Source organism: Pseudomonas sp. PS1(2021) (assembly GCF_020405165.1).
GTDB classification, from domain to species: domain Bacteria; phylum Pseudomonadota; class Gammaproteobacteria; order Pseudomonadales; family Pseudomonadaceae; genus Pseudomonas; species Pseudomonas aeruginosa.
Genome location: NZ_CP084484.1, coordinates 3,094,448 through 3,115,916, shown reverse-complemented (window position 1 = coordinate 3,115,916; position 21,469 = coordinate 3,094,448). Strand labels below are relative to the sequence as shown.

Below are 21,469 nucleotides of genomic sequence, written 5' to 3'. Positions count from 1 at the left end.
TCAGCGCCGGTAACGCTTCAGAGCGCGTATGAAGCGCTTTGGCACCTCTTGGGGCAGTAAAAGCTGGGCTTTTACGCCGCCATCGCCTTCAACAAGCCTTCGGTGCCGATGATTTTCATCACCCGCTTCAAGTTGTAGGCGAGCACATTCAAGCTCATTTCTGCGCTCACCCCATTCAGTTTTCGAGTCAGGAAGTGCGTTGCTCCCATCCATTGTTTGAGCGTCCCGAAGGGATGCTCAACAGTCCGTTTTCGAACCCGCATCATCTCCGGTGCTTGGTTCAGCCGGCGTTGCATTTCCTCCAGCACCGCTTCATGTTCCCAGCGCCTTACTCGACGATTTGTGCTTGGCGTGCACTGGGTTTTCAGCGCGCAACTCTGGCACTTTGAACTCCAGTAACAGTGCATATTCATGCCTTTCTCAACGCTGGAGAATCGCCAAATCAGTGCCTCTCCAGCCGGGCATGTATATTCGTTTTCGTCGCGTCATAAACGAAGGCATCTTTGTTGAACCGGCCATCAGCCTTGGCGCTTGAAGTCATCGGCTTTGGCACATAAGCGGTGATGTTTGCATCGTGACAGGCGAGGATTTCTTCACCCTTGAAGTAGCCTCGGTCGGCGACTACCGACAATGTTTCTGCGCCAATGGCTTCCCTAGCTTGCTTGGCCATCGAGCTGAGTTGGTCGCGGTCAGAACCTCTGTTGGTGACCTCATGAGCAACAATCAAATGGTGCTGCGTATCGACCGCCGTCTGCACGTTGTAGCCGACGATACCGCTGCCGCGCGTCATCATCGAACGGGCATCCGGGTCGGTCAGCGAAACCTGTTTGTCAGGGGAATCGTTGAGCTGAGTTTCGATCCCTTGAAGCTCTTTCATCTGCGATTTGAGCTTGGCGATTTTATCTTCCAGGCTGGCAATGTCTGGCGCGGAGGCGCTAGGAATCTGTCGATCAGCCGCATCGAGCGCAGCCAAATAACGGCCGATGCTCGCCTCGATTTCTTCCATGCGCCGCTTCAGTTTGGCGCTGGTGAAATTGCGGTCACGGTTGTTCACTGCCTTGAATTTGCTGCCGTCGATGGCAACCAGGTTTTCGTCAAACAACCCCAACTGCTGGCAGAGCAAAACGAACTGGCGGCAGACGCCGCGAATGGCCTTGCTGTTGTCTTTTCGGAAGTTGGCGATGGTCTTGAAATCGGGCATCAAACGCCCGGTTAGCCACATGAGTTCGACGTTGCGCTGGGCTTCTCGCTCCAGACGTCGGCTCGATTGAATTCGGTTTAGGTAACCGTAGATGTAGATCTTCAGCAGGATCGCCGGGTGGTAGGCAGGTCTGCCGGTTTCGGCTGGAATGACGCCATCAAAACCTAGATTGGCCAAATCGAGTTCATCGACGAAAACGTCAACCACCCGAACCGGATTGGTATCGCTGACGTAGTCGTCGAGGCTTTCGGGAAGTAAGGTGCTTTGACCTCGATGTTCACCCTGGATAAACCGTTTCATGGGCGTCCCTTGCGATGAGATTCTCGGAAATCATAGCAAGGGTTTACCGGGATGTTTTTACACACTCTGGGCCGGAAGGAAGCGGGGAGTTGGGCATGGGCGATACCGGGAAAAAGAGTCGGGCGCAGTGTCGTTCATTCGTCGTTTCGGGAAAAGCATGGGAAGAGCGGCTGTTCCGACCGGTCGTTTTCTTCTAGGATGGCGCTCCCTTCCTCCCTCGTCGCCGCCGCTGTGCACCGTCCATGCGTTGATTCGCGCCACGGGCATCCAGGCGACGAACCTCAGCGTGGCGCCCGGCCTGGCGGTCGCGGCTGCCTTTCGTTCTACCTGGAATCTTTCGGATAAAGGAATCCAGCATGCACATTCGCAAGCGCGTCGACGCCGACAACACGGCATTGGTCGACCTGTGGGAACGTTCCGTCCGCGCGACCCACGACTTTCTCAGTGAAGCGGACATCGTCGAGCTTTACCCACAGGTCCGCGACCTGTACCTGCCGGCCGTCGAGGTCTGGGTGCTGGTCGACGACGACGGCGTGGCCCAGGGCTTCATCGGCCTGAACCAGGCGCATGTCGAGATGCTCTTCGTCGAACCCGGGCTGCGCGGCCGGGGTATCGGCCGACGCCTGCTCGATCATGCGCGGGCGACCTGGCCGCGCCTGAGCGTCGATGTCAACGAGCAGAACCCGCAGGCCTGCGGCTTCTATCGACACTATGGGTTCCGCCAGACCGGCCGCTCCGCGACCGACTCGGCGGGGCGGCCGTTCCCGCTGCTGCACATGAGCCTGTAGGAGGACGCGGCACCTCGCCCTGTGGAGCGAGGTGCCGCGCAACATCCGGAAAAGTTTTCCCCGGCCAGATGCTTTCAACTGCAAGCATCCGTTTGAGACAGGTCAAACGTTGCGGCGCAGGCCTGCCCGATAGTTCTGTTCATCAGAACGAGGCGCAGGAATCCCATGAACGGCATCCCACCCCTGTCTTCCCGCGACGCCCATGCCAGCCCGCCGCAACGGGTGCTGGAACGATTGCACAGCTCCGCCGCCGGCCTGGACGCGGACGAAGCCGCCCGCCGCCTGGCGGCGCACGGCTACAACCGATTGCCCGCGCCGAAACGCCAGGGGCCGCTGCTGCGCTTGCTGCGGCAGTTCCACAACGTCCTGCTGTACATGATGCTGTTCGCCTCGCTGGTCACCGCGCTGCTCGGCTTCTGGGTGGACAGTGCGGTAATCCTCCTGGCGGTGGTGGTCAACGCGCTGATCGGTTTCGTCCAGGAGGGCAAGGCGGCCAACGCGCTGGACGCCATCCGCGACATGCTTTCGCTGCATGCCCTGGTCCTGCGCGACGGCCAGCGCCAGGCGCTGGACGCCGAACGCCTGGTACCGGGCGACGTGGTGCTGCTGGCCTCCGGCGACCGGGTGCCGGCCGACCTGCGGCTGTTCGAAACGAAGAACTTCCATGTCGACGAGTCGGCCCTGACCGGCGAGTCGGTGCCGGTGGAGAAGGGCTGCGTCGCGGTGGCCATCGACGCGCTGCTCGGCGACCGCCGTTGCATGGCCTATTCCGGCACCCTGGTGACCAGCGGCCAGGCGCGCGGAGTGGTGGTCGCCACCGCCGGGGATACCGAACTGGGCCGGATCGGTACGCTGTTGCGCGAAGTCCGCACCCTGGCCACTCCGCTGCTGCGACAGATCGCCAGCTTCAGTCGCTGGCTGGCCCTGGCGATCCTGCTGCTGGCCGGCGCCACTTTCGTCCTCGGCACCCTCTGGCAGGGCCAGCCGATGGTGGACATGTTCATGCTGGTGGTGGCGCTGACCGCCTCGGCGATTCCCGAGGGACTGCCGGCGATCATGACGGTGATCCTCGCCCTCGGCGTACAGCGCATGGCCCGGCGCAACGCCATCGTCAGCCGCCTGCCGGCGGTGGAGACGCTGGGTTCGGTGACGGTGATCTGCTCGGACAAGACCGGCACCCTCACCCGCAACGAGATGACCGTGCAGCGTATCGTCACCGCCGACCAGGTAATCGAGGTCAGCGGCGCCGGTTACGCCCCCCTGGGTGGTTTCAGCCACAACGGCGAAGGCCTCGATCCCGCCGGACGCGACGATCTGCAGGAGATCGGTCGCGCGGCGCTGTTGTGCAACGAGGCGCGCCTGCACCAGGAGGGCGAGGCATGGCAACTGGAGGGCGACCCCACCGAAGGCGCGCTGCTCAGCCTCGGCCTCAAGCTGGGCCTCGATCCGCAGGCGCTGGCGGCGGAACGGCCACGCAGCGATGCGATTCCGTTCGAGTCCGAGCATCGCTTCATGGCCACCCTGCACCACGACCACGCAGGCCAGGCGATGGTCTACCTGAAGGGCGCGCCGGAGCGCATCCTCGACATGTGCGAGGCTGAACGGGTGGGCGACTCGGTGCGGCCGCTGGACCCGGACTACTGGCGGCGCCTGGCCACCGACACCGCCGCTCGCGGTCTGCGCCTGCTGGCCATCGCCCGACGGGCGATGCCGGCGGAGCAGCGCACGCTGGATTTCGCCGACGTGGAACATGGCTTCACCCTGCTGGCCCTGGTGGGCATCATCGACCCTCCGCGCGAGGAAGCCGTGGCCGCGGTCGCCGAATGCCAGGCGGCGGGTATCGCGGTGAAGATGATCACCGGCGACCACGTCGACACCGCGCGGGCGATCGGCGCCATGCTCGGGATCGGCATCGACCGGCCGGCGCTGACCGGCGCGGAGATCGAGTTGCTCGACGACCAGCGCCTGCGCGAAGTGCTGCCGGGCGTCGATGTGTTCGCCCGCGCCAGCCCTGAGCACAAGCTGCGCCTGGTGCAGGCCCTGCAGGCCAGCGGCGAGGTGGTGGCGATGACCGGCGACGGGGTCAACGATGCGCCGGCGCTGAAGCGCGCCGACGTCGGCGTAGCGATGGGCAACAAGGGCACCGAGGCGGCCAAGGAGGCGGCCGAGGTGGTCCTCGCCGACGACAATTTCGCCACCATCGCCAATGCCGTGCGCGAGGGAAGGGCAGTCTACGACAACCTGAAGAAATTCATCCTCTTCATGCTGCCGACCAACGGTGGCGAGGCGCTGATCGTGATCGCCGCGATCCTGTTCCAGTTGACCCTGCCGATGACGCCGGCGCAGATCCTCTGGATCAACATGGTCACCTCCAGCACCCTGGGCCTGGCGCTGGCCTTCGATCCGGCCGAGCGCGGCCTGATGCAGCGTCCGCCGCGTCCGCCGGCGGAGCCCCTGTTGTCGCTGTTCTTCGTCTGGCGGGTGCTGCTGGTCTCGCTGCTGATGATGGCGGGCGCCCTGGGCCTGTTCCTCTGGGAGCTGGAGCATGGCACCGGGCTGGAGAGCGCGCGGACCATGGCGGTGAACAGCGTGGTGGTGTGCGAGATGTTCTACCTGCTCAACAGCCGGCATATCTACGATTCGGTGCTCAGCCGCGAGGGCCTGTTCGGCAACCGCCAGGTCTTGCTGGCGATCGCCGCCTGCGTGGTGCTGCAACTGCTCTATACCTATGCGCCGCCGTTGCAGGCGCTGTTCGGCTCGGTCGGCCTGGCCCCGGGCGAGTGGGCGCGGGTGCTGCTGGCCGGGCTCGGCCTGTTCTGCGTCGCCGAACTGGAAAAGTGGCTATGTCGCCGGGTCCGTGCCCGGCAGGCCTGACGCCGCGAGGTCGCCCCCTTGGCCGCGGCGCTGTGCCTTTGCGCGTGCGCCGCGCACAGACGTCTGCGCCTCGGATCGCCCGGCCGAGAGCGGTCGCACGCGTGGCGATGGGCCGACAGTGAACCCGGGGACCAGGTGTGACTGGGTATTCAGTTCGCATAAAATGTGATCTAGATCACATTTAAACGTTTGCTTACCCTCTAGGACGGGTATCGTACTAGGTGCATCAAACGCTGCGGTCTATTGTTAAGTGGGACTGAAATGTGCCTTTCCGGCACAACGCCAACTCTATAGAGTGGGCTGACTGGACATCTTCAGGGGTCGTCGGGCACGGGCGCATGCGCCTCGGCAGGAAGCCGGGATTCTCGGACTGCCGTACAACGTGCCGGATATCGGGTGCCGAATCCATATTTGGCTGATTGGTTAATAGTTTAAGAAGAACGTAGCGCTATGGCCTTGGTTGACGGTTTTCTTGAGCTGGAACGCTCAAGTGGAAAATTGGAGTGGAGCGCCATCCTGCAGAAGATGGCGAGCGACCTTGGATTCTCGAAGATCCTGTTCGGCCTGTTGCCTAAGGACAGCCAGGACTACGAGAACGCCTTCATCGTCGGCAACTACCCGGCCGCCTGGCGCGAGCATTACGACCGGGCTGGCTACGCGCGGGTCGACCCGACGGTCAGTCACTGTACCCAGAGCGTACTGCCGATTTTCTGGGAACCGTCCATCTACCAGACGCGAAAGCAGCACGAGTTCTTCGAGGAAGCCTCGGCCGCCGGCCTGGTGTATGGGCTGACCATGCCGCTGCATGGTGCTCGCGGCGAACTCGGCGCGCTGAGCCTCAGCGTGGAAGCGGAAAACCGGGCCGAGGCCAACCGTTTCATGGAGTCGGTCCTGCCGACCCTGTGGATGCTCAAGGACTACGCACTGCAGAGCGGTGCCGGACTGGCCTTCGAACATCCGGTCAGCAAACCGGTGGTTCTGACCAGCCGGGAGAAGGAAGTGTTGCAGTGGTGCGCCATCGGCAAGACCAGTTGGGAGATATCGGTTATCTGCAACTGCTCGGAAGCCAATGTGAACTTCCATATGGGAAATATTCGGCGGAAGTTCGGTGTGACCTCCCGCCGCGTAGCGGCCATTATGGCCGTTAATTTGGGTCTTATTACTCTCTGATCTTGCCTCTCAGGTCGGCGAGCTGGCGATCGGTAATTTGCCCTTCTATATAGAAATGCAAAAGCAGATATATAGGGAAGGGCAGGTTCTCGCCATTCTCGAAACGACTGCCGCAGGACTGGCTTATCCCGAAGCGGCTCCAGAAAGTTTCCTGGCTTTCCCGTCGGGCGGTGCGGGTGGCCTTTGCCCGGAAGGCCATGTTTTGGGGCTGTGTTCTCTCGTGTGAAGCCATTGCTCTGATCTTTTCGGACGTTTCTTCGAGCCTAGCAAGGGTCCGGGTTCACCGAAATCTATCTCATTTGCTAGTTATAAAATTATGAAATTTGCATAAATTCTTCAGCTTCCTATTTGGAGGAAGTGAAGATGATCGTACAAATTGGTCGGCGCGAAGAGTTCGATAAAAAACTGCTGGGCGAGATGCACAAGTTGCGTGCTCAAGTGTTCAAGGAGCGCAAAGGCTGGGACGTTAGTGTCATCGACGAGATGGAAATCGATGGTTATGACGCACTCAGTCCTTATTACATGTTGATCCAGGAAGATACTCCTGAAGCCCAGGTTTTCGGTTGCTGGCGAATTCTCGATACCACTGGCCCCTACATGCTGAAGAACACCTTCCCGGAGCTTCTGCACGGCAAGGAAGCGCCTTGCTCGCCGCACATCTGGGAACTCAGCCGTTTCGCCATCAACTCTGGACAGAAAGGCTCGCTGGGCTTTTCCGACTGTACGCTGGAGGCGATGCGCGCGCTGGCCCGCTACAGCCTGCAGAACGACATCCAGACGCTGGTGACGGTAACCACCGTAGGCGTGGAGAAGATGATGATCCGTGCCGGCCTGGACGTATCGCGCTTCGGTCCGCACCTGAAGATCGGCATCGAGCGCGCGGTGGCCTTGCGCATCGAACTCAATGCCAAGACCCAGATCGCGCTTTACGGGGGAGTGCTGGTGGAACAGCGACTGGCGGTTTCATGACGGGGACCTGTCGGCTCGCGCCGGCGCGTTCTCTGTCGGAGAGGGAGCGCCTGGCGTCGATGCCGAATCCGCTGTAAAGCGAGTCCGACCCGCTCCGGACTCGCTATCAGGCATCCCCGGACCAGGGCGCCGGGCTGCCGAACAGGCGTCCCATGGCGCCACGCAAACCCATTTCCCGCAGTACTTCGAGTTCACCGAGGGTTTCCACCTGTTCCGCGATCAACGGTAGATCGATGCTGTGGGTGGTGCGATAGACCGCTTCGATGAACAACCGCTTATCGCCTTCCCGGTCGACGGCGTGCAGGTAGCAGCCGTCCAGCTTGAGGTAGGCCAGCCCCAGATGGGTAAGGTTGCCGATCAGGCTGAAGCGGCCGCCGAAATGCTGCAGGCCGAGACCGCAGCCCAGTTCGCGCAGGACCTGGCTGAGGCGTTCCAGTTCGGCCGCGGCTGGCAGGTGCCGCTCGTCCAGTTCCAGGGTCAGCTGGCGCGCCTCCTGCGGATGCGCCTTGAGCAGGGCCAGTAGCGGGGCAAACGTCTGCGCATTGCGGACACTGGCGGCCGACAGGCTCAGCGCCAGCGGCCGTGGATGGCGCCGCAGGTGCTCCAGGCTCTGTTCGAGCATCGCCAGGTCCAGGCGCGCGGCCCAGCCGAAACGTTCTATCCAGGGCAGGAAGCGCCCGGCGGCGATGGCCATGGCCTGCGGGTCGAGCAGACGCGCGAGGACCTTGTGGTGGAGGACGCGCTGGGTGTCCAGGCAGTCCACCACCGGCTGGAAATAGAGCAGCAGGCGGCGCTCCGTCAGGGCCTGGTCGATCCAGTCGTGCCAGTCCTGGCTATCGTTGAGCGCCGCGAGCGCGGTGCCGTCCTGGCTCGCCCAGGGCTGGGCGGGCTGGCTTTCGGCCTGGGCCAGGGCCTGGTCGGCACGGGCCATGAGATCCGCGGGCGAGTCGCCTTCGGCGAACGCGCTGATACCGAGATAGGCGACCGGCGTGAGATCGCTGGCACCGGTGCGAGCAAGGTTCTCCAGGCCTTCGCAGAGTTCCTCGGCCAGGCGTTCGGCCTGCTCGCGGGAGCAACCGGGAGCCAGCACGGCGAACTCGCCGCCGCGGCTGCGGGCCAGCAGCCAGTCGGTGCGCCCTTGCTGGCCGCAGGAGTCGACCAGCAAGCGGGCGACCGCCTGGATCAATTCATCCGTGCGTTGCCCGCCGAGACGCTGGTTCAGCCCGTTCAGGTCGTTCAGGCGCAGCAGCAGGAGCTGCCCGGCATGCTCGTGCTCGCCGGCACCCAGCTGTTCGTTGAGGCGGGCGTCGAACAGGCGCCGGTTGGGCAGGCCGGTGAGACTGTCCTGGTAGGCCTGGGCGCGTAGCTTGTCGCTACGCGCAGCCTCCTCGGCGAACAGCGTGCGAAGTTTCTCCACCATCTGGTTCATCGCCTGCACCACGCGGCGCAGCTCCGGCGTGCGCGGCAGCCTGGGCAGGCTGAGGAATTCCCGCCGGCTGATGGCATGGGCCTGGCGCACCATCTGGTCGAGCGGGCGCAGTTGGCGGCGCAGCAGCCAGCCGCCAAGCAGCAGGCTCGCCGCGCCGCAGGCCAGCAACCAGTAGAGGCTGCCCAGGGCGCTGTCCCACAGGCGCGCCAGGGCGAATTGCGGATGGCTGACCACCTCGACCCGCGCCGCCTGTTCCCAGCCGCGCATGATCAGCGCGTCGCCACCCTGGGGCTGGAGATCCACCAGGCGTTCGAACCAGCCGGGCACCGTACGCTCGGCATGCGCCTGCACGCGCTCGACCAGCGGCTTGCCGCTCTTGATGTCGATCACCCGGATGCTGGCGAAGTAGCCGCTGTCGAAGATCGAGCTGACCATCAGTTGCACCATCGCCGGGTCGTCCACGTGTGGCGTCAGGGACAGGCCGAGGGCGGTGGCGGCGTCCTGGGCGTGGGAGCGCAACTGGCCGCGCAACTGCTCGCGGGAGTTCTCCACGCTGCTGACGAAGCTGCCGCTGAAGGCGACGACGAGGAACAGGCAGATGGCGAGGAACAATTGCTTGAGCAGTGACATTCAATCCTCCTTGGGTGCGTCGAGGTCGAGGCCTTCGGCGCGCATCTTGGTCAGCAGGTCCTGCCAGCGCGACAGCTTCTTGCTGTCGCCGGTCCGGCGTCCGCCGTCGGCGCCGGGCAGCCAGAGGCCCTCGGCATTGAAGGCGTACACCGGCAACAGGTCGTCACGTTGCGAAGCGGGGCGGATCTCGCCGATCAGGTTGTCCAGCACCAGTGGGTCGGCGCCCGGGCTGGCGTACCAGGTCAGCACCATGTGCGCCTGGTTCAGGCGCAGGGCCTTGACGTAGGTGATGCGCAGCTTGTCGCTGGCGACGCCGAGGCGACGCAGGGTCACGTACTTGGCGATGGCGTAGTCCTCGCAGTCGGCGGCGCCCTTAACCAGCGCCTCGACCGGAGTCGCCCAATAGTCTTCCTGTTGCCAGATCTCGATGTCGTCGGTGAAACGCAGCGACCGGTTGAAGAAGTCGTTGACCGCGCGCAGCTTGGCCGCTTCGTCGAGCGTGCCGCCCTGTTCGAGCAGGCGGCCCCAGTCGCCCAGGCGTGATTTCGCCGCGCCCAGCTCGCCGTAGCGCTGCTCGGCACGGCTCAGTATCGACTCCAGGTCCCACTGCGCCAGCGCCGCGCCGACTGCCAGCAGCAATGTCGCCGCCAGCGACAGCAGCCAGGGGGCGTAGGCCCTGGGGCAGGGCCGGCGGGCGCCGGGGGTTGGGGACATCGAGCGGGCTCCGGAAGGACTCAGCGAAGTCTACGAGAGCGCCGGGCGGCCTGCCAGCGCGGGGTGTCCGGCGAAACTGACAGGATTGTCATTCAGGGGTCAGGGTGGGGTCCCGCTGCGCTGCTTATAAAGAAGAACGAAGTCGGCCGCGCGAGGCCGGCTACTGGGAAAGGTGGACAGATGCAGGCGTTGCGCAGTGGTGGGGGACGGGTCCTGGTGGGCGTGCTGGCGGCGGGCCTGGTCGCCTTCGGCGGTTGGGCATGGCTCGGCGGCGACGCCGGGGCGAAGGCGGCGCCCGCGCCGGCCAGGGTCCCGGTGAACGTGGCGCGGGTGGAGCGGCGCGACGTCGAGCAACAGGTCAGCGGCATCGGCACGGTGACTTCGTTGCACAACGTGGTGATCCGCACCCAGATCGACGGCCAGTTGACCCGCCTGCTGGTGAGCGAAGGGCAGATGGTCGAGGCGGGCGAGTTGCTGGCGACCATCGATGACCGCGCCGTCGTCGCCGCGCTGGAGCAGGCGCAGGCCTCCAGGGCGAGCAACCAGGCCCAGCTGAAATCCGCCGAGCAGGACCTGCAACGCTACCGCAGCCTGTATGCCGAGCGTGCGGTGTCACGCCAACTGCTGGACCAGCAGCAGGCGACGGTCGACCAGTTGCGCGCGACCCTGAAGGCCAACGATGCCACCATCAACGCCGAGCGGGTGCGCCTGTCCTACACCCGGATCACCTCGCCGGTATCCGGCAAGGTCGGTATCCGCAACGTCGATGTCGGCAACCTGGTGCGGGTCGGCGACAGTCTCGGCCTGTTCAGCGTGACCCAGATCGCACCGATCTCCGTAGTCTTCTCCCTGCAACAGGAACAGTTGCCCCAGTTGCAGGCGCTGCTCGGCGGCGAGGCGGCGGTGCGCGCCTACAGCCGCGACGGCGGGAGCGCGCTGGGCGAGGGCCGGTTGCTGACCATCGACAACCAGATCGACAGTTCCACCGGTACCATCCGCGTGCGCGCCTCCTTCGATAACCGCCAGGCCCGGCTCTGGCCCGGGCAGTTCGTCGCGGTGAGCCTGCACACCGGGGTCCGGCGCGACCAGTTGGTGCTGTCGAGCAAGGCGGTGCGCCGCGGCCTGGAGGGTAATTTCGTCTACCGGGTCGCCGCCGACCGGGTCGAGGCGGTGCCAGTGCGGGTGCTCCAGGACATCGACGGCCTCAGTGTGGTGGAAGGCCTGGCCAGCGGTGACCAGGTGGTGGTGGACGGCCACTCGCGGCTGATGCCCGGCGCCCTGGTCGATATCCAGGAGCCGCGCCCGAGCCTGGCTCAGGCGGCGGAGCGGCAGCCGTGACGCCGCGCGCCGGGATTTCCGGCTGGTGCGTACGGCACCCGATCGCCACCGCGCTGCTGACCCTGGCCTCGCTGCTGCTGGGGCTGCTGGCGTTCCTCCGGCTCGGTGTGGCGCCGTTGCCGGAGGCGGACTTCCCGACCATCCAGATCAACGCCTTGCTGCCCGGCGGTAGCCCGGAAACCATGGCCTCGTCGGTGGCCACCCCCTTGGAAGTGCAGTTCAGCGCGATTCCCGGGATCACCGAGATGACTTCCAGCAGCGCCCTGGGCACCACCACCCTGACCCTGCAGTTCAGCCTCGACAAGAGCATCGACGTCGCCGCCCAGGAGGTCCAGGCGGCGATCAACGCCGCGGCGGGGCGGCTGCCGGTGGACATGCCGAACCTGCCGACCTGGCGTAAGGTCAACCCGGCGGACAGCCCGATCATGATCCTGCGGGTCAACTCGGAGATGATGCCGCTGATCGAACTCAGCGATTACGCCGAGACCATCCTCGCCCGCCAGCTCAGCCAGGTGAACGGCGTGGGGCAGATCTTCGTGGTCGGCCAGCAGCGCCCGGCGATCCGCATCCAGGCCCAGCCGGAAAAGCTCGCCGCCTACCAGCTGACCCTGGCCGACCTGCGCCAGTCGTTGCAGTCGGCCAGCGTCAACCTGGCCAAGGGCGCGCTCTACGGCGAGGGGCGGGTGTCGACCCTCGCGGCCAACGACCAGTTGTTCAACGCCAGCGACTATGACGACCTGGTGGTCGCCTACCGCCAGGGCGCGCCGGTGTTCCTCAAGGACGTGGCGCGGATCGTCTCGGCGCCCGAGGACGACTACGTGCAGGCCTGGCCGAACGGTGTGCCCGGGGTGGCACTGGTGATCCTCCGCCAGCCTGGGGCGAACATCGTCGATACCGCCGACGCGATCCAGGCCGCATTGCCGCGCCTGCGCGAGATGCTCCCGGCGACCATCGAGGTAGACGTGCTCAACGATCGCACCCGGACCATCCGCTCGTCGCTGCACGAGGTCGAACTGACCCTGCTGCTGACCATTGGCCTGGTGGTGCTGGTGATGGGCCTGTTCCTCCGCCAGCTGTCGGCGACCCTGATCGTCGCCACGGGGCTGGCGGTGTCCCTGAGCGCCAGCTTCGCGGCGATGTACGTGCTCGGCTTCACCCTCAACAACCTGACCCTGGTGGCGCTGATCATCGCCGTCGGCTTCATCGTCGACGACGCCATCGTGGTCGTGGAGAACATCCACCGACACCTGGAAGCGGGCGCCTCGAAGGTCGAGGCGGCGCTCAAGGGCGCGGCGGAGATCGGCTTTACCGTGATTTCCATCAGCTTCTCGCTGATCGCCGCGTTCATTCCCCTGCTGTTCATGGGCGGGATCGTCGGCCGGCTGTTCCGCGAATTCGCGGTCAGCGTGACGGTGGCGATCCTGATCTCGGTGCTCGCTTCGCTGACCCTGGCGCCGATGCTGGCTTCGCGCTTCATGCCGGCATTGCGGCATGCCGACGCGCCGAGAAAGGGCTTCGCCGAATGGCTGACCGGCGGATACGAGCGCGGCCTGCGCTGGGCGCTCGGGCACCAGCGGCTGATGCTGGTCGGCTTCGCCTTTACCGTGCTGGTGGCGGTGGCCGGCTACGTCGGGATTCCCAAGGGTTTCTTCCCCTTGCAGGACACCGCCTTCGTCTTCGGCACGAGCCAGGCTGCCGAGGATATCTCCTACGACGACATGGTCGCCAAGCACCGGCAACTGGCCGAGATCATCGCCAGCGACCCGGCGGTGCAGAGCTACAACCATGCGGTGGGCGTCACCGGCGGTAGCCAGAGCCTGGCCAACGGACGTTTCTGGATCGTCCTCAAGGACCGTGGCGAGCGCGATGTCTCGGTCGGCGAGTTCATCGACCGGCTGCGCCCGCAACTGGCGAAGGTGCCGGGAATCATGCTCTACCTGCGCGCGGCGCAGGACATCAACCTCAGTTCCGGACCCTCGCGGACCCAGTACCAGTACGCCCTGCGCAGCAGCGACAGCACCCAGCTGGCGCTCTGGGCGCAACGCCTCACCGAGCGCCTGAAGCAGGTGCCGGGGCTGATGGATGTGTCCAACGACCTGCAGGTCGGCGCCAGCGTCACCGCGCTGGACATCGACCGGGTGGCCGCGGCGCGTTTCGGCCTCAGCGCCGAGGATGTCAGCCAGACCCTCTACGACGCCTTCGGCCAGCGCCAGGTCGGCGAGTACCAGACCGAGGTCAACCAGTACAAGGTGGTCCTCGAACTCGATGCGCGCCAGCGCGGCCGCGCGGAAAGCCTGGACTGGTTCTACCTGCGCTCGCCGCTGAGCGGCGAGATGGTCCCGCTGTCGGCCATCGCCAAGGTCGCGGCGCCGCGCTCCGGGCCGCTGCAGATCAACCACAACGGCATGTTCCCGGCGGTCAACCTGTCCTTCAACCTGGCTGCCGGGGTGTCCCTCGGCGAGGCGGTGCAGGCGGTGCAGCGCGCCCAGGAGGAGATCGGCATGCCCTCGACCATTATCGGCGTGTTCCAGGGCGCGGCGCAGGCCTTCCAGAGCTCGCTGGCCTCGCAACCGCTGCTGATCCTCGCCGCGCTGATCGCGGTGTACATCATCCTCGGCGTGCTCTACGAGAGTTTCGTACATCCGCTGACGATCCTCTCGACCCTGCCCTCGGCGGGGATCGGCGCGGTGTTCCTGCTCTGGGCCTGGGGCCAGGACTTCTCGATCATGGCGCTGATCGGCATCGTGCTGCTGATCGGCATCGTCAAGAAGAACGGCATCCTCATGGTCGACTTCGCCATCGTCGCCCAGCGCGAGCAGGGCATGAGCGCGGAGCAGGCGATCTACCAGGCCTGCCTGACCCGTTTCCGGCCGATCATGATGACCACCCTGGCCGCGCTGCTGGGCGCGATACCCCTGATGATCGGCTTCGGCACCGGTTCCGAGCTGCGCCAGCCTCTGGGCATCGCGGTGGTCGGCGGGCTGCTGGTGAGCCAGGTGCTGACCCTGTTCAGCACGCCGGTGGTATACCTGGCCCTGGAGCGGCTGTTCCACCGGCGCGGGACGACGACCTCGGACGGCGGAACCGCTGGGGCGACGGCGACATGAGGCGTAACGGACGCGGCTTTCCTGGACGGCGGCGCGTGGCTAGGATGCAGGCAGGCATGCGTCCCGCCCGGGATGCGAAGGCGAACAGAGGATCGGGCGATAGATGCGGGTACTGATTGTCGAGGACGAGGCGAAGACGGCGGACTACCTGAACCGTGGCCTCAGCGAACAGGGGTTCACCGTGGACCTGGCGGACAACGGCATCGACGGTCGCCACCTGGCGCTCCATGGCGAGTACGACGTGATCGTGCTCGACGTGATGCTGCCGGGCGTCGACGGCTACGGCGTTCTGCGGGCGTTGCGCGAGCGGCGGCAGACCCCGGTGATCATGCTCACCGCGCGCGAGCGCGTGGAAGACCGGGTGCGCGGGCTGCGCGAGGGCGCCGACGACTACCTGATCAAGCCGTTCTCCTTCCTCGAACTGGTCGCCCGCCTGCAGGCCCTGACCCGGCGCGGCGGCAACCATGAAAGCCATTCGCAGATGCGCATCGCCGACCTGTCCATCGACCTGCTCAGCCGCAAGGTCTTCCGTGGCAACACCCGTCTGGAGCTGACTGCCAAGGAGTACGCGCTGCTCTGCGTGCTGGCCCAGCGCAGCGGCGAGATCCTGTCGAAGACGGCGATCGCCGAACTGGTCTGGGACATCAACTTCGATACCGACACCAATGTCGTGGAGGTGGCGATCAAGCGCCTGCGCGCCAAGCTCGACGGTCCGTTCGAGAACAAGCTGCTGCATACCATCCGGGGCATGGGCTACGTCCTGGAGAACCGTGCGCTGGCGGAGTCGGGCTGAGGTGGGCATGTCCTTGTCGACCCGCCTGGCGGGAATGTTCGCCGGCGCCGCGGTGGTGATCTTCGCCCTCATCGGCACCATGCTCTATTGCATCCTCGACCGCCAGACCGAGCGCCTGCAGCAGGGCGAGGTGGACGTGCGCTTCAACATGGTCTCGCGGATGCTCGACCATCCCGACCTGGCCGAGCGCTGGCCGCACCTGCAGGGCAAGCTGGACAACCTGAGCCAGGAGTACGAGCTGATCCGTTTCTGGATCGACAGCGACGACCCGCGCTATCACTACGGGCGCTTCAGCGAACCGGTGCAGCGGCTGATCGCCGATGGCGCCGGCCGCTACGAATTGGAGTTGCCGGAGCACCGGTACGCGCTGACTGCGCGGGTCGGCATGTTGCCGGCGCGCGAGGGGCGGCCGCGGCTGACCTACGTCACCGCCATCGATAGCGCGGCGTTCCATGAGGCGCGGACCTCCACCCTGAAATGGCTGCTCGGCCTGTCCGCCCTCGGTGTGCTGCTGGCCTCGTTGCTTGGCCACTGGATCGCCCGCCTGGGCCTGTGGCCGGTGCATCGGCTGTCCGAGGAGGCCCGGCGGATCAGCCCGCGGCAGTTGTCGCAGCGCTTGCAGCTCTCGCCGCTGCCGGCCGAGCTGCGCGAGCTGGTGGGAGCGTTCAACGGCGCCCTGGACCGCCTGGAGCAGGCCTACGTGCGCCTGGAGTCGTTCAATGCCGACGTCGCCCACGAGCTGCGCACGCCATTGACCAACCTGATCGGCCAGACCCAGGTGGCGTTGTCCCGCGAACGCAGCGGCGAACATTACGAAGAGGTCCTGCAATCCAACCTGGAGGAGCTGGAGCGGCTGCGGGCGATCGTCAACGACATGCTGTTCCTCGCCCGCGCCGACCAGGGACGCCTGGCCTGCGAGCGCGAGGAAACCTCGCTGGCCGGCGAGATCGCCACCACGGTGGATTTCCTCGAGGTGATCTTCGACGAGGCCGGGGTCGGTATCGAGGTGCGCGGCGAGGCCCGCGCGCTGGTCGAGCGCGCCCTGTTCCAGCGGGCGGTGACCAACCTGCTGTACAACGCCGCCCAGCACACCGCCGCCGGCGGCACGCTGCGGGTCGGCGTCGAGCGGCGCGGCGACGAAGTGCGGGTGGCGGTGAGCAACCCCGGCGTGCCGATCGCCGACGAGCACCGCAGGCACCTGTTCGAGCGCTTCTATCGGGTCGACGCGGCGCGCAGCAACAGCGAGGCCAACCACGGCCTCGGCCTGTCCATCGTCAAGGCGGTGGCGAGCATGCACGGCGGTTCGGTGTTCGTCGACAGCGCGGACGGCTGGAACACCTTCGGCTTCACCGTGCTGAGCCCCGAGCGGCGCGGGCCCGGCGACCGCTTGCCGCTGGGCGAGGGCGATCCGGCGCTGTCCTGAGCGGGCCCTCAGGCGTCGTGCGGCGGGCGGGTCTTCTGGCGGAGGATATAGATGCTGACCAGTACCGCGCTGGTCAGCATGAAGCCCTGGGCCCAGGGGCGTCGGACCAGGTAGCAGGAAAGGGCGATGCTGGCCCACATCAGGCCGATGGCGTAGACCTTGCCCTTGAGCGGGATGCCTTCGCCGTCGAGATAGTCGCGGATCCACGGGCCGAGCCGTGGATGGCCGACCAGCCAGTGGTAGAAGCGCGGCGAGCTGCGCATGAAGCAGGCCGCCGCGAGGAGCAGGAAAGGCGTGGTCGGCAGCACCGGCAGGAAGATGCCGATCACGCCCAGGGCTACGCTTAGGAAACCCACGGCCTGGAGGCTATAGCGCACCCAGACGCGAGCGCTCGGGCGAATTTCCCGCTGCGCCACCGCGGCGCTCCTTAGTGCGTGCGCGGCTTGAGCAGGGCGGGCTTTTCTTCCGGCGCCTGGCAGAGCAGGAACAGGTTGGTCAGCAGGTCGGGAATCTGCGCGACCATGTCGTCCACCAGGTGGCGGTCGCGGGCGATCTCGTCGAACTCGGGCTGCTCGTCGAACAGGCCGGAGCCGACCATGATCGGCAGCAGCAGCTCGCTGACTTCCTCCTCGGCCTGCTCGAACCAGACTTCCTCGCGAAGGAACACGCCTTCCATGAAGCCGATGCACCAGCCGCGCAGGTCGGAGTCGTCCGGCTCGTCGCCGAGGTCGAGGTCGCAGGGCAGCTCGAGGTCTTCGTCGCTGGCCAGCACGCGGGTGATGTGCGCCTTGAGCTGCTCGAGGGAAGTCTCGATCTCCTGGCGCTCCTCATCGCTGCGGTAGTGCGGCGGTTCGGCGAACAGGGCGTCGATCCACTCCCGCTCCGGCACCTGCTCCGGGCAGATGGAGAGGGCGGTCAGGTAGCCGTGGGTCGCCACGTAGTCCAGCGCTTCTTCGTGCAGGTCATCGGCATCGAGGAAGGCTTGCAGACGGGACAGTTTTTCGGCGAAGGACATCAGGGTACTACCTCGGGAGGGATGCGGCTCTGGATTGTAGTCCAGACGGGACCTGCGGGCAAAGCGAGCGTGCCTGCTGCGGCGCCCTGGCGAGCGTTTCACGGACGCTCTCGGCGAAGTTGGCCCGGACCTTGCTCCATCCCTTGCGCAAGCCACGATGCAATCCCTTCGCAAATGGAGAATTCCCATGGCCGTCGCCCCTGGTGTGTTGTTGCCGCCGACGCCTGATGTAAAGCCCAAGGCCGCTGCGCCGAAGAGCCAGCAGAAAACGCCTGAGCCCAGTAACGACAAGACTTCCAGCTTCTCCGACATGTATGCCAAGGAGACCGCGAAGAAGCCCGCCGAGCGCGCTGACGGTCCCGCGAAGGGTTCGCGGGACAAGCCACGGGACGCCGGCAAGGACGCCGTCGAAGCGCAGCCGACGGATGCCGCCAGGCAGCCGGCCGTTGCCGAAGACGGCAAGCCTTTGCCGGCCGACGGCCAGGCCAAGGCCGACGGCGAAGATAAAGTCGAAACGCCGGTCGATCCGCTGCAATTGCTCGGCCTCGGCGGTGCCGTACCGTTGCTCGACGAGAATACCCAGGCGACTTTGCTGCCACCGGCCGTGCCGACGGCCAGCAGTGCTCCGGCCAGCCTTACCGAAGCCAGCAGCGACCCGACCCTGGTCAAGCTCAACGGCGTGCCGGCGGTGAACATGGCCCTGGAGCAGGGCGCCCAGGACGCCGCGCAGACGACGAAAGGCGGGCCGGCGAAGAGCGCCGATCCCCGCCAGGCGAACCTCGGCGATGCCCTTGCCGGCCTGACCTCGGATTCCTTGACCAAGGCCGTCGACGGCAAGGCGCTCGAGGCCCAGTTGCAGCAGACCGCCGAGCCGGCCGTCGCCAGCGCCGCCTCCGAGAGCCTGCTGGAGAGCAAGGCGGAACCCCGCGGTGAACCTTTCGCGGCCAAGCTCAACGGGCTGACCCAGGCCATGGCGCAACAGGCCCTGACCAACCGTCCGGTGAACGGCACGGTGCCCGGCCAGCCGGTGGCGATGCAGCAGAACGGCTGGAGCGAGGCGGTGGTGGACCGGGTGATGTGGATGTCCAGCCAGAACCTGAAGTCGGCGGAGATCCAGCTCGACCCCGCCGAGCTGGGACGCCTGGACGTGCGCATCCACATGACCGCCGACCAGACCCAGGTGACCTTCGCCAGTCCCAACGCCGGCGTTCGCGACGCCCTGGAAAGCCAGATGCACCGGCTGCGCGACATGTTCAGCCAGCAGGGCATGAACCAGCTCGACGTGAACGTCTCCGACCAGTCGCTGGCGCGGGGCTGGCAGGGCCAGCAGCAGGGCGAGGGCGGATCGGCGCGCGGACGCGGCTTGGCCGGCGAGGCCTCGGGCGATGAGGAAACCCTCGCCGGAGTCAGCGAGATCCGCAGCCGGCCGGGTGCGTCGGCGGCGCGCGGTCTGGTCGACTACTACGCCTGAGGCGAACGACTGCATTTCCCCTTTGGGCCTCCTGCGGGAGGCCTTTCTTTTTCCGGAGCGGGCAATTTCGCAAAAGACGGGGATGATTTCCTGTGGCCAGGCTGTAATATCCGCGCCGTCTATCATCTCGGACAGCCCTCTGGGGCTGGTCCCAGGAGGCGGGGCGGCGTTGCAGGAAATGGCACAACCCTTGCTCTGCCCCTGTGAAACCCTTCATTTGACGCTATAGCGACGGATTTTTGGCATGGCTAAGAAAGAGGCGACACCCGCCGACGCGGGGGCTCCGAGCGGCGGCAAGAGCAAGCTGAAGCTGATCCTGCTGATCGTGGTCGGCCTGCTGCTGGCGATCGGCCTGTCGGTGGGCGGCACCTGGTTCTTCCTCAGCAAGTCGCTGAAGGCCGAGAAGACCGAGGAAGTCGCCAGCGAGGCGGCGAAGCCGGGCAAGCAGCCGGCGCTCTACGAGATCCTGGCGCCGGCCTTCGTCGTCAACTTCAACCAGAACGGCCGGCAGCGCTACATGCAGGTCGGCGTCGCGTTGATGGGGCGCGACAAGGCGCAGATGGACGCATTGCGCGAGCACATGCCGCTGGTTCGCAATAAACTGGTGATGCTGTTCTCGAGTCAGAGTTTCGACTCGCTGGTGACTCCGGTGGGCAAGGAAATGCTCCGCCAGCAGGCGACCGCCGGATTGCAGGAACTGGCCAAGAAGGAAACCGGCCAACTGGCTATCGAACAAGTGTTGTTCACCAATTTCGTGCTGCAGTAGGTATCCCATGGCCGTGCAAGATCTGCTTTCCCAGGATGAAATCGACGCGCTGTTGCACGGCGTCGACGATGGCCTGGTGGAAACCGAAGTCGAGGCGACGCCGGGATCGGTCAAGTCCTATGACCTGACCAGCCAGGACCGCATCGTCCGGGGCCGCATGCCGACCCTGGAGATGATCAACGAGCGTTTCGCCCGCTACACCCGCATCAGCATGTTCAACCTGCTGCGCCGTTCGGCCGACGTCGCGGTCGGCGGCGTGCAGGTGATGAAGTTCGGCGAGTACGTGCACTCGCTGTACGTTCCCACCAGCCTCAACCTGGTGAAGATGAAGCCGCTGCGCGGCACCGCGCTGTTCATCCTCGACGCCAAGCTGGTGTTCAAGCTGGTGGACAACTTCTTCGGCGGCGACGGCCGCCACGCCAAGATCGAGGGCCGCGAGTTCACCCCGACCGAACTGCGGGTGGTGCGGATGGTGCTGGAGCAGGCCTTCGTCGATCTGAAGGAAGCCTGGCAGGCGGTGCTGGAGATGAACTTCGAGTACGTCAACTCGGAGGTCAACCCGGCCATGGCCAACATCGTCAGTCCCAGCGAGGTGGTGGTGGTCTCCACCTTCCACATCGAACTGGACGGCGGTGGCGGCGACCTGCACATCACCATGCCCTATTCGATGATCGAGCCGATCCGCGAGATGCTCGACGCCGGTTTCCAGTCCGACCACGACGACCAGGACGAGCGCTGGATCAAGGCCCTGCGCGAGGACGTGCTGGACGTCCAGGTACCGCTCGGCGCCACCGTGGTCCGCCGCCAGCTCAAGCTGCGCGACATCCTGCACATGCAGCCGGGCGACGTGATCCCGGTGGAGATGCCGGAACACATGGTGATGCGCGCCAACGGCGTGCCCGCCTTCAAGGTCAAGCTGGGCGCCCACAAGGGCAACCTGGCGCTACAGATTCTCGAAGCGGTCGAGCGCTCGCGCTGACCGCTTCCCCCGGAGGAAAGACGAACCATGGCAGACGAAGAAAAAGTGACCACCGAGGAACAGGCACTGGCCGACGAGTGGGCGGCGGCGCTGGCCGAGGCGGGCGACGCCAGCCAGGACGACATCGATGCGCTGATGGCCCAGGGCGGCGCGACTCCCGTGGCGGAGCCGAGTACCCCGCGGGCGCCGATGGAAGAGTTCGGCGCTTCGCCGAAGGCACCGACCATTTCCGGCCTGGAGGGGCCCAATCTGGATGTGATCCTGGACATCCCGGTGACCATTTCCATGGAGGTCGGGCATACCGACATCAGCATCCGCAACCTGCTGCAGCTCAACCAGGGGTCGGTGATCGAACTCGATCGCCTGGCCGGCGAGCCGCTGGACGTACTGGTCAACGGCACCCTGATCGCCCACGGCGAGGTGGTGGTAGTGAACGAGAAGTTCGGCATCCGCCTGACCGACGTGATCAGTCCCAGCGAACGCATCAAGAAGCTGCGCTGAC

17 protein-coding genes and 1 pseudogene are annotated in these 21,469 nt (G+C 65.7%); 12 read left to right on the top strand and 6 right to left on the bottom strand.

Annotated elements, in window-relative coordinates; all coding sequences use genetic code 11:
- Positions 1 to 71 precede the first annotated feature (71 nt).
- A pseudogene (locus LE197_RS14885) lies at positions 72 to 1,501 on the bottom strand (IS1182-like element ISPmo1 family transposase).
- A gap of 356 nt (positions 1,502 to 1,857) precedes the next feature.
- Here LE197_RS14885 and LE197_RS14880 point away from each other — a divergent pair.
- The 3 genes from LE197_RS14880 (at position 1,858) to lasR (ending at position 6,333) form a co-directional block, all read left to right on the top strand.
- A complete protein-coding gene (locus tag LE197_RS14880) occupies positions 1,858 to 2,289 on the top strand; it encodes an acetyltransferase (RefSeq protein WP_003082981.1) in 432 nt (143 codons plus the stop codon).
- Positions 2,290 to 2,454: 165 nt separating this feature from the next.
- On the top strand, positions 2,455 to 5,163 hold the full coding sequence (locus tag LE197_RS14875; protein WP_003116553.1) for a cation-transporting P-type ATPase: 2,709 nt from the start codon (positions 2,455 to 2,457) through the stop codon (positions 5,161 to 5,163).
- 450 nt (positions 5,164 to 5,613) lie between these two features.
- Complete coding sequence (gene lasR, locus LE197_RS14870) at positions 5,614 to 6,333, top strand: transcriptional regulator LasR (RefSeq protein WP_003082999.1); 720 nt, start codon at positions 5,614 to 5,616, stop codon at positions 6,331 to 6,333.
- Here lasR and rsaL read toward each other — a convergent pair.
- On the bottom strand, positions 6,323 to 6,565 hold the full coding sequence (gene rsaL / locus LE197_RS14865; RefSeq protein WP_003083010.1) for a quorum-sensing transcriptional regulator RsaL: 243 nt from the start codon (positions 6,563 to 6,565) through the stop codon (positions 6,323 to 6,325). The genes lasR and rsaL overlap by 11 nt on opposite strands.
- A 131-nt stretch (positions 6,566 to 6,696) precedes the next feature.
- Here rsaL and lasI point away from each other — a divergent pair, with 131 nt between their 5' ends.
- The gene (gene lasI, locus LE197_RS14860) at positions 6,697 to 7,302 is read left to right on the top strand and encodes an acyl-homoserine-lactone synthase LasI (RefSeq protein ID WP_003083017.1); all 606 of its coding nucleotides are present in this window, start codon (positions 6,697 to 6,699) and stop codon (positions 7,300 to 7,302) included.
- A gap of 106 nt (positions 7,303 to 7,408) precedes the next feature.
- Here lasI and lapD read toward each other — a convergent pair whose 3' ends face one another.
- Together lapD and lapG are read right to left on the bottom strand one after the other, a co-directional pair.
- Positions 7,409 to 9,361 carry a cyclic di-GMP receptor LapD gene (gene lapD, locus LE197_RS14855; RefSeq protein ID WP_003145150.1) on the bottom strand — a complete coding sequence of 651 codons (1,953 nt, stop codon included), beginning with the start codon at positions 9,359 to 9,361 and terminating at the stop codon, positions 7,409 to 7,411.
- Entirely contained in the window at positions 9,362 to 10,075 is a 714-nt protein-coding gene (lapG, locus tag LE197_RS14850) for a cysteine protease LapG (protein ID WP_003083022.1), read from the bottom strand.
- A gap of 180 nt (positions 10,076 to 10,255) precedes the next feature.
- Between lapG and mexM the strand changes: the two genes are divergently transcribed.
- From mexM to LE197_RS14830, 4 genes are all read left to right on the top strand, one after another.
- Positions 10,256 to 11,413, top strand: a complete 1,158-nt coding sequence (gene mexM / locus LE197_RS14845; RefSeq protein WP_003083025.1) for a multidrug efflux RND transporter periplasmic adaptor subunit MexM — start codon at positions 10,256 to 10,258, stop codon at positions 11,411 to 11,413.
- The gene (gene mexN / locus LE197_RS14840; RefSeq protein WP_226034078.1) at positions 11,410 to 14,520 is read left to right on the top strand and encodes a multidrug efflux RND transporter permease subunit MexN; all 3,111 of its coding nucleotides are present in this window, start codon (positions 11,410 to 11,412) and stop codon (positions 14,518 to 14,520) included. The genes mexM and mexN overlap by 4 nt, the downstream gene beginning before the upstream one ends.
- A 103-nt stretch (positions 14,521 to 14,623) precedes the next feature.
- On the top strand, positions 14,624 to 15,313 hold the full coding sequence (locus LE197_RS14835) for a heavy metal response regulator transcription factor (RefSeq protein WP_003083028.1): 690 nt from the start codon (positions 14,624 to 14,626) through the stop codon (positions 15,311 to 15,313).
- A complete protein-coding gene (locus LE197_RS14830) occupies positions 15,291 to 16,736 on the top strand; it encodes a sensor histidine kinase (RefSeq protein ID WP_003145144.1) in 1,446 nt (481 codons plus the stop codon). Before LE197_RS14835 ends, LE197_RS14830 begins: the two co-directional genes overlap by 23 nt.
- Positions 16,737 to 16,744: 8 nt before the next feature.
- Here LE197_RS14830 and LE197_RS14825 read toward each other — a convergent pair whose 3' ends face one another.
- Both LE197_RS14825 and LE197_RS14820 read right to left on the bottom strand, forming a co-directional pair.
- Positions 16,745 to 17,152, bottom strand: coding sequence for a YbaN family protein (locus LE197_RS14825; RefSeq protein WP_003083036.1), 408 nt, complete (start codon positions 17,150 to 17,152; stop codon positions 16,745 to 16,747).
- Positions 17,153 to 17,163: 11 nt separating this feature from the next.
- Positions 17,164 to 17,751, bottom strand: a complete 588-nt coding sequence (locus LE197_RS14820) for a YecA family protein (protein WP_003083037.1) — start codon at positions 17,749 to 17,751, stop codon at positions 17,164 to 17,166.
- A gap of 187 nt (positions 17,752 to 17,938) precedes the next feature.
- Between LE197_RS14820 and LE197_RS14815 the strand changes: the two genes are divergently transcribed.
- From LE197_RS14815 to fliN, 4 genes are all read left to right on the top strand, one after another.
- Complete coding sequence (locus LE197_RS14815) at positions 17,939 to 19,222, top strand: flagellar hook-length control protein FliK (RefSeq protein ID WP_023109018.1); 1,284 nt, start codon at positions 17,939 to 17,941, stop codon at positions 19,220 to 19,222.
- 244 nt (positions 19,223 to 19,466) lie between these two features.
- Positions 19,467 to 19,988 carry a flagellar basal body-associated protein FliL gene (gene fliL, locus LE197_RS14810; RefSeq protein WP_003083042.1) on the top strand — a complete coding sequence of 174 codons (522 nt, stop codon included), beginning with the start codon at positions 19,467 to 19,469 and terminating at the stop codon, positions 19,986 to 19,988.
- A gap of 7 nt (positions 19,989 to 19,995) precedes the next feature.
- The gene (gene fliM, locus LE197_RS14805) at positions 19,996 to 20,967 is read left to right on the top strand and encodes a flagellar motor switch protein FliM (RefSeq protein ID WP_003083045.1); all 972 of its coding nucleotides are present in this window, start codon (positions 19,996 to 19,998) and stop codon (positions 20,965 to 20,967) included.
- Positions 20,968 to 20,994: 27 nt separating this feature from the next.
- Entirely contained in the window at positions 20,995 to 21,468 is a 474-nt protein-coding gene (gene fliN, locus LE197_RS14800) for a flagellar motor switch protein FliN (RefSeq protein WP_003083049.1), read from the top strand.
- Position 21,469: the final 1 nt, after the last annotated feature.

Bases quoted from the DNA above. Each gene is read 5' to 3' on its own strand.
- LE197_RS14820 (WP_003083037.1), bottom strand. From the start codon at position 17,751: ATGTCCTTCGCCGAAAAACTGTCCCGTCTGCAAGCCTTCCTCGATGCC.
- mexM (WP_003083025.1), top strand. From the start codon at position 10,256: ATGCAGGCGTTGCGCAGTGGTGGGGGACGGGTCCTGGTGGGCGTGCTG.
- lapG (WP_003083022.1), bottom strand. From the start codon at position 10,075: ATGTCCCCAACCCCCGGCGCCCGCCGGCCCTGCCCCAGGGCCTACGCC.
- LE197_RS14875 (WP_003116553.1), top strand. From the start codon at position 2,455: ATGAACGGCATCCCACCCCTGTCTTCCCGCGACGCCCATGCCAGCCCG.
- LE197_RS14835 (WP_003083028.1), top strand. From the start codon at position 14,624: ATGCGGGTACTGATTGTCGAGGACGAGGCGAAGACGGCGGACTACCTG.
- LE197_RS14880 (WP_003082981.1), top strand. From the start codon at position 1,858: ATGCACATTCGCAAGCGCGTCGACGCCGACAACACGGCATTGGTCGAC.
- rsaL (WP_003083010.1), bottom strand. From the start codon at position 6,565: ATGGCTTCACACGAGAGAACACAGCCCCAAAACATGGCCTTCCGGGCA.
- fliM (WP_003083045.1), top strand. From the start codon at position 19,996: ATGGCCGTGCAAGATCTGCTTTCCCAGGATGAAATCGACGCGCTGTTG.
- LE197_RS14815 (WP_023109018.1), top strand. From the start codon at position 17,939: ATGGCCGTCGCCCCTGGTGTGTTGTTGCCGCCGACGCCTGATGTAAAG.
- fliL (WP_003083042.1), top strand. From the start codon at position 19,467: ATGGCTAAGAAAGAGGCGACACCCGCCGACGCGGGGGCTCCGAGCGGC.
- fliN (WP_003083049.1), top strand. From the start codon at position 20,995: ATGGCAGACGAAGAAAAAGTGACCACCGAGGAACAGGCACTGGCCGAC.
- lapD (WP_003145150.1), bottom strand. From the start codon at position 9,361: ATGTCACTGCTCAAGCAATTGTTCCTCGCCATCTGCCTGTTCCTCGTC.
- lasI (WP_003083017.1), top strand. From the start codon at position 6,697: ATGATCGTACAAATTGGTCGGCGCGAAGAGTTCGATAAAAAACTGCTG.
- lasR (WP_003082999.1), top strand. From the start codon at position 5,614: ATGGCCTTGGTTGACGGTTTTCTTGAGCTGGAACGCTCAAGTGGAAAA.